The organism is Lactobacillus johnsonii (assembly GCF_014058685.1).
Classification (GTDB): domain Bacteria; phylum Bacillota; class Bacilli; order Lactobacillales; family Lactobacillaceae; genus Lactobacillus.
This window is the reverse complement of sequence record NZ_CP059055.1, coordinates 249,626-262,381: the sequence shown is the minus strand read 5'-3', so window position 1 is coordinate 262,381 and position 12,756 is coordinate 249,626. Positions and strand designations below refer to the sequence as shown.

Sequence of the window (12,756 nt, the reverse complement as noted above, 5' to 3'; positions counted from 1 at the left end):
ATCTAATCATTGAAAGCGCTTAACAATGTTTGTTTTAATGTTACCGGTATCAAAAATTTATAAGAAAAAAAGCAGCCTCTTATTGCTGCTTTTTATTCTTCATATATTAAGCTTTAACCTCAATCAAAAAGCCATTTGGCGCTAACACTCCCGCTTTATAATTCTGACTAAGAGCTGCTGTTTTATCAATTTTTACATTATGTTTACCGGTATTATAGTAGGCCTTTATTGTTTCTTTGCCTGTTCGTTCAACTTTTAGAAGTCCTTTTTCTGTTACCGTTAACTTAACAGTACCTTTATTCAAGGTATCACTATGATCTAGTCTGAATTTCACTAATTCATGAACTCTTTGCCATACCGGACCATTTATCTTACTCCAATCCATTGGTTTACGACAATCCGGATCATTATCACCGCTCATCCCCATCTCTGTTCCATAGTAAATACATGGCACTCCAGGTTGAACAAATTCATACGCAACTGCTTGCAAAGCTAAATCTTGATTGTCTTTTGCTAAAGTTAAAATTCTAGCCGTATCGTGGGAATCAAGCATATTCATCATAGCCTGGTCAACCATATCTGGATACATCATTAACTGATCAGTTAGGTGTTCACTAAGGTCTTTAGCATCCATTTTATGTTTAAAGAAGTGGTCTTCAATTTGTAAAGTATATGGATAATTCATTACACCTGTAAATTGATCCCCCTGAAGCCATGGACGAGCTGAATGCCATATTTCCCCAACAATATAAAAATCAGGCTTTATTTTAACTAATTCATCATGGAATCTCTTCCAGAAATGGTGGTCAACTTCATTTGCAACATCTAGCCGCCAAGCATCAATATCAAAATATTTTACCCAGTAGGTCGCAATTTCTAATAAAAAGTCCTGTACTTCTGGGTTAGCCGTATTTAACTTAGGCATATGTTTTTCGAAGGCAAAAGTTTCATATGGTGGATTTTTTTCACCTTTACTTGGGTCACGATATGGTTCAACAGGATATGAATTAATGTGGAACCAATCTTTAAAGCGTGATTTTTCGCCATTTTTAACTACATCTTGCCACTGCATTGATTGATCACCTAAGTGATTAAATACAGCATCAAGCATCACTTTCATCCCACGCTTATGTGCTTCATTAACTACTTTTGCAAATAAATCCTTGTCTCCAAAAGCTGGATCTACTTGTAAATAATCAATTGTGTCATATTTATGATTAGAACTTGCCTTAAAAATTGGGCAGAAATATAATCCCGTAACCCCTAATTTCTGTAGATCATCTAGATGATCTAAAACTCCCTGTAAGTCTCCACCATAAAAATCTTCTCTGCCTGGATGATCTTCTGGATTCCATTCTTTAACATTTGCTGGGTCATTACTTTTATCGCCATTAGCAAAACGCTCTGGAAAAATTTGATACCAAACAATATCTTTTAGCCATTTTGGTGTTTTGATTCGATCAATATCGTGGAAGTATGGAACTTTAAAATACATTCCATCTTCTCTTAATTTTTCATCACTAAATTTTTCAATACTACGATCACCAAAGATATAACGACTTCCATCTTTTCCAATTACTTCAAAGGTGTATTTAATCCGATGATAAGGTGCAGTTAAAGTTGCTGTCCAGTAATCACTAACTTGACCTCTACCCGCTTTCTCCATCTCAAGTTCCTTAGCTTGCTCTGGTGGTAAATAGTTATCAGTGTAATGAACAATTACTTTTTCCACATCATCTTTTGCTGTATGAAGTCTAATTTTAACGTGTGAATGATCAATAACAAAACAATCTTCACTTTCAGTTCTGTGTTTTAAAGCTGCAAGTTGCATATTTTATTCCTCAATCTTTTTAATTTTCTAATACTACTCCGGCATATGGCTCTAGTCTTAATTCTCCTGCCACTAAATCATATTGACCAGCTGATAATCTTTCATTACTAAATTCTTTTCCTACTTCAAGTTCAATCGGTTCTTGACTTAAAGAAACAGCAATAAGTGCTTTTTTGTCTTTTAAATTACGCTCATAGACATAGCTACTATTTGACGTTGGCCATAAATAATAATTACCCTCTTGAAATAGTTGTTCTTTCTTCAAGCTAATAAGCTTTTTGTAAAAGTTAAACATACTACTATCATCCGCTATTTCATCAGCTACATTTGCCTTATCAAGCTTCTTACCTTTAATCCAAGGCTCTTTCTCTGTAAAGCCATTATTTCTTTCGTTATCCCATGGCATTGGACCTCGAGCAGGCAGCTTATGGGTTTTGCTTGCCATTAACAATGCTTCTTTTGAAGTCTTACCTGCTTTTTCTGCACTCGTCACAAACTCTTTTACAGTATCATCTTTAAAATTATTTATATCTTCAAACTGTAAATTTTTCATCCCCAGCTCTTCACCATAATAAATGATTGGAATACCGCACTGTAAGTACATCAGCATTGCTAAACTTCTTGCTTGAATATCATTTTTAGCAATCCTAGTTGCCAGCCTTGCCATATCATGATTATTCCAATAGAGAGTAGGTTTAGAAATTCCACTTAAGGTCTGTTGCCAAATAGTCTGATTTTGTTTAAATTTAACCCAATCTAATGGCTTAGGTTGATAATTACTCAAAAAACTAGGATCGATCTTACTTTGATCTTCAGTAAAATATCTAAAAGTAATTACGCTATCCATTAAATGATTGTCCTGATTTGTATAATCCACAGCCAAATTCACATTTGCACTTGCTGCTTCCCCTAAAAGTAATGCATCAGGATAATCCTGTTTTATTTCTTCACAAAATGGACGCATCCATTTTTGAACTTGTGGTAAATTAGCAAAAAATGGTTCTGCAATTACTGGTTCTTCATCTTTGCTATTAACGGGAAAATTCTGTCTTAGATCTGCTTTTGCAATATGAATAAAAGCATCTAATCTTAATCCATCAATTCCCTTTTCTAACCAATATTTTGCAATCTCAATCATTGCATGTCTAACTTCAGGATTCTTCCAATTCAAATCGGGCATTCTTTTATCAAAAAGATGGAAATAAAATTGTCCAGTTCCTGCAGGATCCTTTTCCCAAACACTTCCTCCGAAAAAACTTCCCCAATTATTTGGACGCTGATTGTTTTCTCCAGCAAAAATATAATAGTCACGATATATACTTTCTGGATTTTTTATAGCATCTTGAAACCAGGGATGCTGATCAGAAGTATGGTTTAATACAAAGTCCATAATTACATGAATACCAGCCTCATGCATCTCTTTAATTAAGTTGTCCATATCCTCCATTGTTCCCATCTTTGGATCAATAGCAAAATAATTTGATACATCATAGCCATTATCCACTTGTGGAGAAACAAAAATTGGATTTAGCCAAACAGCATTGATTCCTAATTCCTTTAAATACGGTATTCTCTTTCTTATTCCATTTAAGTCACCAATACCGTCATTATTAGAATCTTGAAAAGACTTAGGATATATTTGATAAATAATTGCTTGATCATACCAATGTCTCATAATACACATCCTCCATGAATTTTATTTTAAGCAATCGTTATAAGCGCTTACAATATATTTTATCTGTTACCGGTATCAAAAAAAGAAGCTGTTTAGACAGCTTCTTACTTTCTTGTAGATTCACTTTTTATTAGTTCTGGTTCAAGCAAGACTTCACCCTGCTGGGCTCCATCTTGTTTAATTTTTTGCAGAATCATCCCAGCTAAGAGCTCCCCAAGCTTAAATAAATTTTGCTTAACGGTAGTGAGTTTTGGATTTGAGACTTGATCTAAAAAGACTCCGTCAAAACCAATCACACCAAAATCCCGAGGAATATTTCCATTTTTTCTTTGTATAGCTCGTACTACCCCCACTGCAATTCGATCACTAGCACAAATAAAGCATGTATTCGGTGCAAATTTTCTCCAATTATCAATAATTAATTTTTCAGCCAGACTACTATGGTTTTGGATTCGAAAAATTTTTGGAATCATATTATGTTTCTGAAGTGTATTGATATAGCCGGCTTCCCTTGAATATTCAAAAGGCTCTTTTTCATCAATTCCAATGAAAACAATTGATTGATAATTTTTATTAAGTGCATACTGTGTAGCCAGCTGTTCACCTAATTTGTTATCTGTATCAATAAAATCATAGCCATAACGATTTTCTCCAAATAAAACAAAAGGTTTATCTAATTGATCTAACCATTCTGCATCCGTTGCTCGCCCACCAGTTATAATATAGCCGTCTCCTCCGCCAACATTCCTGTCTGTGGCTAATTGAATTGCGTAGTGTTTTTTGCTTAGTCCTTTAGCAATCCCAAAAAGTAGATTCATATAGTATGGCTCGGTTGTATCAATATCTTCTAAAATTACCAATTTAACCACATTAGTCCGATTATGAGCTAAAGCACTCGCAATTGAATTGGGATGATAATTCAATTGCTCCATTGCTTTTTCCACAATTTTTCTTAATTCTGGCGTCACCTGTTGCGGATGATTAATAACCCGCGATACTGTCATCTTAGATACACTAGCTTTTTTTGCTACATCAGATAAAGTAGTCATATTCTCATAGTTCCTTCTTCAAAACTGTATAGTTTAATACTACCTTAATTATCCGAGATATGTAAACGCTTTTTCTATTTTTAAAATAAAGGTATAGCTCTTATAGGACAAAAAAACCAATACCTAAGTAGATAGATATTGGTTTTTATTACTTAATTATGTGATTGAAAACGAGTATTAAATAGTGGACTAACTGGTTTATGTTCTTGAATCAATTTAATTGCTTCACCCATTAATGGTCCAACAGAAACAATTTCAGCCTTAGATAAATCTTTTTCTTCAGGTTGGTTAATTGAATCAGTTAAGATCAATTTCTTAATTGGTGAATTATTCAAACGTTCAATTGCGGGACCTGATAAAACAGCATGGGTAGCTGAAGCATAAACTTCAGTTGCACCAGCATCCATTAAAGCTTGAGATGCTAAAGTAATAGTACCAGCAGTATCGATCATATCATCAATAATAATGGCACGCTTGCCTTTTACATCTCCAATAATGTTCATAACTTCAGCAACATTTGCCTTTGGACGGCGCTTGTCAACAATTGCAATTGGAGTCTTAAGGAATTCTGCTAGCTTTCTTGCTCTAGTTACACCACCATGATCAGGTGAAACTACAACAGCATCTTTTTCTAAATCATGGCTTAAGAAGTAGTCCGCAAGAAGAGGTGCACCCATCAAATTATCAACAGGGATATCAAAGAATCCTTGAATTTGTGGGGCATGTAAATCAAGTGAAAGTACTCGATCAGCACCAGCTTTTTGTAACATATCAGCTACTAACTTAGCTGTAATTGGTTCACGTGCACGGGTCTTTCTATCTTGACGTGCATATCCGTAGTAAGGCATTACTAAGTTAACACTTCTAGCCGAAGCACGCTTAACAGCATCAATCATGATTAACAATTCCATTAAATTATCATTTACTGGAGCTGAAGTTGATTGCACTAAATAAACATCTTTACCACGAACTGATTCATCGATGTTAATTTGAATTTCACCATCGCTGAAACGTTTAACATCAGACTTACCAAGCTTAACTCCCACCTTATCAGCAATTTTTTCTGCTAAAGGCTTATTAGAGTTGAGCGCAAAAATTTTAATTTCTTTGTCTAATTGAGACATAATTTCCTCCACCGAAAAATTACAATTCCACATTTAATAATAGCAAAAAAATGCTTGTTACGCTTGTAAATAGCAAAAAAAGAAGTTGTATTTAACAACTTCTTTTAAATTTATTCCCATTCTTTGTCTTTTGCCAAAGGTAATTTGTGCCAATAATCTGGTTTATTAGTTTGTCTACCTCTAGCAATTGCCATATCGTACTTCTCAACATCTTTAGTAATTGTAGAATCTGCTGCAACAAATGCATGATCAGCAATATTAACTGGAGCAATAATCGTAGCACCTGCACCAATGAATGAATGATCACCAACATTAGTATGGAACTTCTTAACGCCATCGTAGTTAGAGAAAATAGTTCCGCAGCCAATATTAATATCTTTACCTAAAGTTGCATCTCCAACATAAGTTAAGTGTCCTACCTTGGTATTTTCTCCAATTTCAGCCTTCTTAATTTCAACAAAGTTACCAATATGTGCACCTTTGCGAATTACGGCCTTTGGACGAAGGTGTGAGTTAGGACCAATGTCAGTATTATCATCCATTTGAGCTTCTTGAAGAGTTGAAGAAGTGATAGTTACATTGTTGCCGATCTTAGAGTCAATGATTCTTGAACTATTAGTAATATAGCAGTTACTACCAATTTCGGTTTTACCCTTAATAACAACATTTCCTTCGATAACAGTATCGTTGCCAATTTTAACATCGCTATCAATATATGCAGTATCAGGATCAATAAATGATACACCATTTCTCATGTGTTCCTCATTGATTCTTCTTTGCATAATTTTAGTTGCTTGAGCAAGAGCTATTCGGTCGTTAACCCCTAGACTTTCACTAAAGTCTGGCATTTCATATGCACCAACCTTGTGACCAGCCTTGCGCATAATTTCTAAAACATCAGTTAGATAGTATTCACCTTGCGCGTTATCGTTACCTACTTGTTTTAGAGCTTTAAATAATTCTTTATTGTCAAAACAAAAAACACCAGTATTAATTTCATCAACAGCTAACTCTTCTGGAGTACCATCTTTTTGTTCAACAATTCTCAGAACATTTCCATCTTCGTCACGAATGATACGTCCATAGCCAAATGGATTTGGAGCTTTTGCGGTCAAAACAGTTGCACTATTTCCGCTCTCTTCGTGTTTTTTAAATAAGTTATTAAAGGTTTCGGCTGTAAATAATGGAGTATCCCCAGTAGCAACTAAAGTTGATCCCTCTAAATTCTCTAATAGATCATTTGCTGCTAAAACTGCATCTCCAGTTCCTAATTGCTTTTCTTGAAAAGCAAATTCTGACTGACCTGCTAATACATCTTTAACACTCTCTGCGCCATTACCAACAACAGTGATAATCTTATCTGGATTAGTTCCCTTTGCTGCCTCAACGACATGTTCTACCATCGTTTTTCCGCAAACCTTATGTAATACCTTGTAAAGTTTTGACTTCATACGGGTACCTTTTCCAGCAGCTAAGATAACAACATATTTATTCATGAATTTAATATCCCCTCAATATTGTATTTAAGCTATCTATCAGTATATCATTTTGGGAAACGATTGAAGTCTGTCTGCTCTAAGAAATTACCTGGTCGTACTTTGATTAGTTTCTTATCCCTGTCAACTTCAGTGATTTTAATTAAAGATTGGTAGTCATCAACTACTTTTTGAGAGGCATACTTTGTTTCGCAAAGTACACACATACCGGCAACAGTACCTTTAAATTCTTTAACTAGTTCTTCCATCCCAGTTAAAGTGCCTCCACCTTTCATGAAGTCATCGACAATTAGTACATTACTTCCTTCTGGGAGGAGTCTTTTGGCCAACTCCATTTTTTCAACTCGTTCACTTGAAGAAGCAACATAATTAACTGAAATTGTTGATCCTTCAGTAATTTTAGGACGTCTTCTAACCATTACAAATGGCACATTTAAGAAACGACTTACTGCTTGTGCAAGAGCAATTCCTTTAGTCTCAATCGTCATTACATAGTCAATATTACTGTAGGCATATTTGGTAGCAATCAGTTGTCCAATTTGACGTAAATCTTGCGGCGAACCTAAAATATCGGATAAGTAAACAAAATTACCGGGTAAAATACGATCAGGATCTTCAATACGGTCAGCTAAATCATGAAGATAGTCTGTAGCTTCTTTTTTTCCTACAAAAGGAATGTATCTTACTCCACCTGCTGCTCCCGCTACAGTTTCTAAAATTCCATTTTGATCGTTGGCTAAAGTTTGACGTAAAATTGCCAAATCTTCTGAAATTGAAGATTTTGCTGCACCATAGCGATCTGCAAAAAATGGTAATGCAATCAAAGTATGAGGGCGAGCCAAAAGATACTTAACCATATCAACTAATCTTTCTGAACGTTTCATGCTTTTACCTTCCTAAACATTAAATAGATTTCTACGTTTAAATATACTCTATATAAAGAAAAATCACTAGCATTTTAAGTGAAATACTAGTGATTGTTCGTAATATTCTATTGTCGACTACATTTCATCAAACTCAAGTTCAATGTTTTTGGTTAATAAATCGGTATAACTATAAGATACTCGTTCAAAATTATTTTGATCTTGGTCAAGATCTACAACAAATACAGCCCGATAAGTCTTAGTTAATCTACCTTTACGACGGGTTACTTTTTTTCTTCCTGCTTGAGCTACTACTACTAAGTTTTCACCCAAATGAGAATCCAAACTTTGTTTAATTGCCATTAGTGTTGTTGGCACTGGACGTCACTCCTTTGCTTGGATTCATTTTATCAAAAATTTAATATTTTTTCAAGTCTGTAATTTGTAACCGTTTTATGCTTGCCGATCTTTTAGAAGATGTGCCAACTGAACAAATTGATTTAGAGTTAATTCTTCCGGACGAACTCTAACATCTAACCCTAGATCATTAATTAATTTCTCGCGTTCATCTTTATCTTTAATTAAAGTCTTCAAATTATTAGCTAAAGTTTTACGACGTTGAGCAAAACACATTTTCACTACATGATCGAAGAATGCATAATCATTAATGTCAGGCTTTTCAAGAAGTGGCGTTAAGACAACAACCGCGGAATCAACTTTAGGTCTTGGCATGAAAGATGTGCTCTTTACTTCTTCGGCTAAGCGAACATTCATCCGGCTTTGCACTGCAATAGACAAGGGACCATATTCCTTTGTTTTAGGCTTAGCAACTAACCGTTCAGCAACTTCTTTTTGCATCATTAAGGTTAAACTTGAAAAATCTAAATCACTCTTAATCAGATTAAAAATAATTGGAGTTGTAATGTAGTAAGGTAAATTAGCAACAATCTTAACTGATTTACTTAAATCAAGAAAGCCATCATTATCCTCTACAAAGTTAGCTTTCAATACATCTTTCATTACTAACTTAAACCGATCTTTCAATTCTTCACCATCAATTTTTTGTGGCAATTCATTGTTTAAGATTTCTGGTAAATCTTGATCAACCTCATAAGCCAAAACTTTGGCTCCAGCTAAAAGAAGTTGTTCAGTTAATGAACCAATTCCAGGTCCAATTTCAATAACTTGGTCTCCTGGCTGAATATCTGCTGCTTCAACAATTCCTTTAATTGCTGGTAAATCTACTAAAAAGTTTTGACCTAAATTCTTTTTCGCATGCATAAAATAGCGATTAACAATTGCTTGAGTTCTAACTGGACTTGCAATCGGCATACTATTTGACATCTTCAACTGCCCTCTTTAATTCATCATAAGTAATTCCAAACATCTTTAAGCGTTTATAAAATTGTTTACTATTTCCATATCCAATTCCTAGCTTAATCCCAACCTTCTCACGTAAAAGACGAGCACCCGAGCTCATTCCTAAGCCTAACTCATCGTACTTTTCCTTAGTGATATCACTTTCTATCGGTTTAACTTCATGCAAATCACTTAAAGCACGAATCAAAGCTTCTTTTGAAGCGTGTTCAACTCCTAAACTATTTCCACGCTTAGTTGGTTCTCCTTCTTTGCGTGTAATAAAAGCTTGCTTAGCCTGAGGAGCTGCTTGGGTAACTAAACGTCGAATCCTTTCGCCATTATAATCTGGGTCAGTAAAAATAATTATTTCTCTAGTTTGCGAAAGTTTCTTTATTTCAGCTAAAGTTTGTTCAGATACCTCTGAACCATTGGTTTCAATAGTTTCAATTCCAGGAAAAAATTGTTTTAGACGTTTGGTATCATCTCGACCTTCAACAACTATTACAGCATTAAATTGTTTTTTATTTTCTGATTCCATATGCCCTCATCGTATTCTCAAATGTATGCTTGGCTACTTCTTCAACAGAGCTTCCACGCAAATCGGCAATTGCTTCAGCTACATAACGCACATATCCTGTTTCATTTTGTTTTCCACGGTATGGCTTCGGTGTTAAATATGGAGCATCAGTTTCAATTAAAAATTTGTCCCACGGCACAACCTTAGCTGAAGCATGAACATCAACTGCTTTAGTAAAAGAAACCACACCAGAAAATGAAACCATCATCCCTAAGTCAAGAAACTTATTGAGCCATTCCGGATCACCATTGAAATTATGAATTATCCCACCATATTCACCGACATGACTATCTTTCAAAACTTGATAAGTATCTTCAAAAGCATCTCGAGTATGAATATTAACAGGCATTTTCAAACTATGAGCCAAATCAAGTTGTCGCGCAAAAACTTTGCGTTGTACCTCTCTCGGGGATTCATCCCAATAATAATCTAGTCCAATTTCTCCTAACGCGACAGTTTTAGGTTCTTTTAGTTGCTCAACTAGCTTATCCTCAGCTTTTTGATCATAGTCTTTAGCAACATCCGGGCAATAGCCAACAATAGCATATAAGTTATCGAATCTTTGACTCAAGTCAATCGCACGTTCGTTAAATTCAGGATCTTGTCCAGCAACCGCACTTTTCACAACACCTAATTCTTTAGCTCGTTCAAGATAAATGTCTTCTTTTCCGCGAAAAGATGCATCATTTAAGTGTGTATGCGAATCAAAAATCTCCATTAGCCTAATTCAGCTCCAACCTCATGTTCATCGCCAACAATAGCTAACTTAACCTTGCCATCCTTTTCACTAGATAAAAGCATACCTTGACTTTCATGTCCTAGCATCTTACGTGGCTTTAAGTTAGTAACTGCAAGGACCTTTTTATCTAAAAGTTCACTTGCATCTGGATAAAACTTACGAATACCACTTAAAATTTGACGTTCGTTTCCATCACCAAAATCAAGTTTAAACATTAATAATTTACTTGATCCCTTTACTGGCTCAACGGATAAAATTTGACCTACTTGAATTTTGACTTTGTCAAAATCATCAATTGTAATGTGTTTTTCTTCTTTTTGTTGACTTCTAGTCTTCTTCTTTGGCTTAGCCTTCTTCATTTCTTCCTTAATGTACTTAACTTCAACATCATTTTTAAGTCGTGGGAAGATTGGCGTCGGCTTTTCTGTTACCTTAATGTTCCAGTCAAAGCCGCCAAAATCAAGTTTCTTTTGATCATCATTCTTCCAGTCAAGTCCGAGTTGTTCAAACATCTTAACTGGGCTCTGCGTCATAACTGGTGCAATTAAAATTGCAATTAAACGTAAACTTTCAGCCAAGTTAGTCATTACTTTAGATAGTTCTTCACTCTTGCCCTCTTTGTTTAACGTCCAAGGTGTAGTTTCATCAATATATTTATTTGCACGAGAAATGAGCTTCCAAACACTATCTAAAGCTTGAGAGAAGTGGAGGGCATCCATTTGTTTTTGATATTCAGCAATTGTTTCATTAGCTGTTTTAATTAAATCTTTTGCAAATTCATCCTGTTCTGAAGCAACTGGAGCAACTTGGCCATCTTGATATTGATTAATCATTGAAACAGTTCTATTTAACAAGTTACCTAAGTCATTAGCCAAATCAAAGTTAACTCTTTCAACAAAATCTTCCGGAGTAAAAATACCATCTGAACCAAATGGAATTGCACGCATCAAGTAATAACGAAGAGCATCTAAGCCATAACGTTTAACAATCATTTCTGGGTAAACGGCATTACCCTTTGATTTAGACATTTTACCGTCTCTCATTAATACCCAGCCATGCCCAAAGATTTGCTTTGGAAGAGGAAGATCAAGTGCCATTAACATAATTGGCCAATAAATAGTGTGGAAGCGAACAATTTCCTTACCAACTAAATGTACGTCAGCTGGCCAATATTTCTTAAATAATGCATCATTATCTGAACCATATCCAAGAGCAGTAATATAGTTAGAAAGAGCATCAATCCAAACATAAACAACATGCTTAGGATCACTAGGCACAGGAATTCCCCAATCAACAGTCGTACGAGTGACAGATAAGTCTTCTAAGCCTGGCTTAATAAAGTTATTTACCATTTCTTTCTCACGAGAGTGAGGCAAAATAAAGTCTGGGTGATCCTTGTAGTATTGAAGTAAGCGATCAGCATATTTACTCATTCTGAAGAAGTATGATGGTTCCTTAACTAAACGTACTTCATGTCCTGATGGAGCCTTTCCGCCAATCACATTGCCATCATCATCTTTATATACTTCAGCAAGTTGTGATTCAGTGAAGTATTCTTCATCTTCTACAGAATACCAACCAGTGTACTCACCTAAGTAAATATCTCCTTGTTTTAATAATCTTTCAAAAATCTTTTGTACAGCTTTAACGTGATCTTCATCAGTTGTTCTAATGAAGCGATCATAGGAAACGTCTAACATTTTCCATAGGTCCTTATAGGAATCAGCCATTTTATCTACAAATTCTTGTGGTTTAATTCCTTGTGCTTCAGCTTTTTGCTCAATCTTAAGTCCATGTTCATCAGTTCCAGTTAAGAAGAATGTATCAAAACCGCGAGATTTTTTATAACGAGTCATGGTATCAGCAGCAATAGTAGTGTATGCATTACCGATAGTTAATTTTCCAGATGGATAGTAAATAGGTGTAGTAATATAGAAAGTTTTCTTTTCAGCCATCTTTATTCTTCCTCTCATAAGTCTTTTAACTGCTAGTATAACATAGCATGCCTACATAAATTTGTGTACCAAAAAAGGAATTTCTTTT

The 12,756-nt window shown here is 35.0% G+C and carries 11 protein-coding genes; all 11 read right to left on the bottom strand.

The window, feature by feature from the left end:
- Nucleotides 1-106: 106 nt before the first annotated feature.
- Entirely contained in the window at nucleotides 107-1,831 is a 1,725-nt protein-coding gene (locus H0I41_RS01185; protein ID WP_135014076.1) for a glycoside hydrolase family 13 protein, read from the bottom strand.
- A 19-nt stretch (nucleotides 1,832-1,850) separates the two neighbouring features.
- Nucleotides 1,851-3,506 carry an alpha-glucosidase gene (locus tag H0I41_RS01180; RefSeq protein ID WP_135014077.1) on the bottom strand — a complete coding sequence of 552 codons (1,656 nt, stop codon included), beginning with the start codon at nucleotides 3,504-3,506 and terminating at the stop codon, nucleotides 1,851-1,853.
- A gap of 104 nt (nucleotides 3,507-3,610) precedes the next feature.
- The gene (locus tag H0I41_RS01175) at nucleotides 3,611-4,555 is read right to left on the bottom strand and encodes a LacI family DNA-binding transcriptional regulator (RefSeq protein ID WP_135014078.1); all 945 of its coding nucleotides are present in this window, start codon (nucleotides 4,553-4,555) and stop codon (nucleotides 3,611-3,613) included.
- A 152-nt stretch (nucleotides 4,556-4,707) separates the two neighbouring features.
- A complete protein-coding gene (locus tag H0I41_RS01170) occupies nucleotides 4,708-5,679 on the bottom strand; it encodes a ribose-phosphate diphosphokinase (protein WP_004898715.1) in 972 nt (323 codons plus the stop codon).
- Between the two features lie 110 nt (nucleotides 5,680-5,789).
- The gene (gene glmU, locus H0I41_RS01165) at nucleotides 5,790-7,175 is read right to left on the bottom strand and encodes a bifunctional UDP-N-acetylglucosamine diphosphorylase/glucosamine-1-phosphate N-acetyltransferase GlmU (RefSeq protein ID WP_004898713.1); all 1,386 of its coding nucleotides are present in this window, start codon (nucleotides 7,173-7,175) and stop codon (nucleotides 5,790-5,792) included.
- A 47-nt stretch (nucleotides 7,176-7,222) separates the two neighbouring features.
- Nucleotides 7,223-8,059 carry a pur operon repressor gene (gene purR / locus H0I41_RS01160; RefSeq protein WP_004898712.1) on the bottom strand — a complete coding sequence of 279 codons (837 nt, stop codon included), beginning with the start codon at nucleotides 8,057-8,059 and terminating at the stop codon, nucleotides 7,223-7,225.
- A gap of 117 nt (nucleotides 8,060-8,176) precedes the next feature.
- Nucleotides 8,177-8,416, bottom strand: a complete 240-nt coding sequence (locus H0I41_RS01155) for a Veg family protein (protein WP_004895990.1) — start codon at nucleotides 8,414-8,416, stop codon at nucleotides 8,177-8,179.
- A 75-nt stretch (nucleotides 8,417-8,491) separates the two neighbouring features.
- A complete protein-coding gene (rsmA, locus tag H0I41_RS01150; RefSeq protein ID WP_011161402.1) occupies nucleotides 8,492-9,382 on the bottom strand; it encodes a 16S rRNA (adenine(1518)-N(6)/adenine(1519)-N(6))-dimethyltransferase RsmA in 891 nt (296 codons plus the stop codon).
- A complete protein-coding gene (rnmV, locus tag H0I41_RS01145) occupies nucleotides 9,372-9,935 on the bottom strand; it encodes a ribonuclease M5 (protein WP_014567019.1) in 564 nt (187 codons plus the stop codon). The genes rsmA and rnmV overlap by 11 nt, the downstream gene beginning before the upstream one ends.
- Nucleotides 9,919-10,692, bottom strand: coding sequence for a TatD family hydrolase (locus H0I41_RS01140; protein WP_011161400.1), 774 nt, complete (start codon nucleotides 10,690-10,692; stop codon nucleotides 9,919-9,921). Before H0I41_RS01140 ends, rnmV begins: the two co-directional genes overlap by 17 nt.
- Nucleotides 10,692-12,668, bottom strand: a complete 1,977-nt coding sequence (gene metG, locus H0I41_RS01135) for a methionine--tRNA ligase (RefSeq protein ID WP_011161399.1) — start codon at nucleotides 12,666-12,668, stop codon at nucleotides 10,692-10,694. The genes H0I41_RS01140 and metG overlap by 1 nt, the downstream gene beginning before the upstream one ends.
- Between the last annotated feature and the right edge of the window lie 88 nt (nucleotides 12,669-12,756).

What these genes read in the sequence shown, in the direction of transcription:
- H0I41_RS01185 (WP_135014076.1), bottom strand. Translation starts at nt 1,831, where the DNA reads ATGCAACTTGCAGCTTTAAAACACAGAACTGAAAGTGAAGATTGTTTT.
- H0I41_RS01180 (WP_135014077.1), bottom strand. Translation starts at nt 3,506, where the DNA reads ATGAGACATTGGTATGATCAAGCAATTATTTATCAAATATATCCTAAG.
- H0I41_RS01175 (WP_135014078.1), bottom strand. Translation starts at nt 4,555, where the DNA reads ATGACTACTTTATCTGATGTAGCAAAAAAAGCTAGTGTATCTAAGATG.
- H0I41_RS01170 (WP_004898715.1), bottom strand. Translation starts at nt 5,679, where the DNA reads ATGTCTCAATTAGACAAAGAAATTAAAATTTTTGCGCTCAACTCTAAT.
- glmU (WP_004898713.1), bottom strand. Translation starts at nt 7,175, where the DNA reads ATGAATAAATATGTTGTTATCTTAGCTGCTGGAAAAGGTACCCGTATG.
- purR (WP_004898712.1), bottom strand. Translation starts at nt 8,059, where the DNA reads ATGAAACGTTCAGAAAGATTAGTTGATATGGTTAAGTATCTTTTGGCT.
- rsmA (WP_011161402.1), bottom strand. Translation starts at nt 9,382, where the DNA reads ATGTCAAATAGTATGCCGATTGCAAGTCCAGTTAGAACTCAAGCAATT.
- rnmV (WP_014567019.1), bottom strand. Translation starts at nt 9,935, where the DNA reads ATGGAATCAGAAAATAAAAAACAATTTAATGCTGTAATAGTTGTTGAA.
- H0I41_RS01140 (WP_011161400.1), bottom strand. Translation starts at nt 10,692, where the DNA reads ATGGAGATTTTTGATTCGCATACACACTTAAATGATGCATCTTTTCGC.
- metG (WP_011161399.1), bottom strand. Translation starts at nt 12,668, where the DNA reads ATGGCTGAAAAGAAAACTTTCTATATTACTACACCTATTTACTATCCA.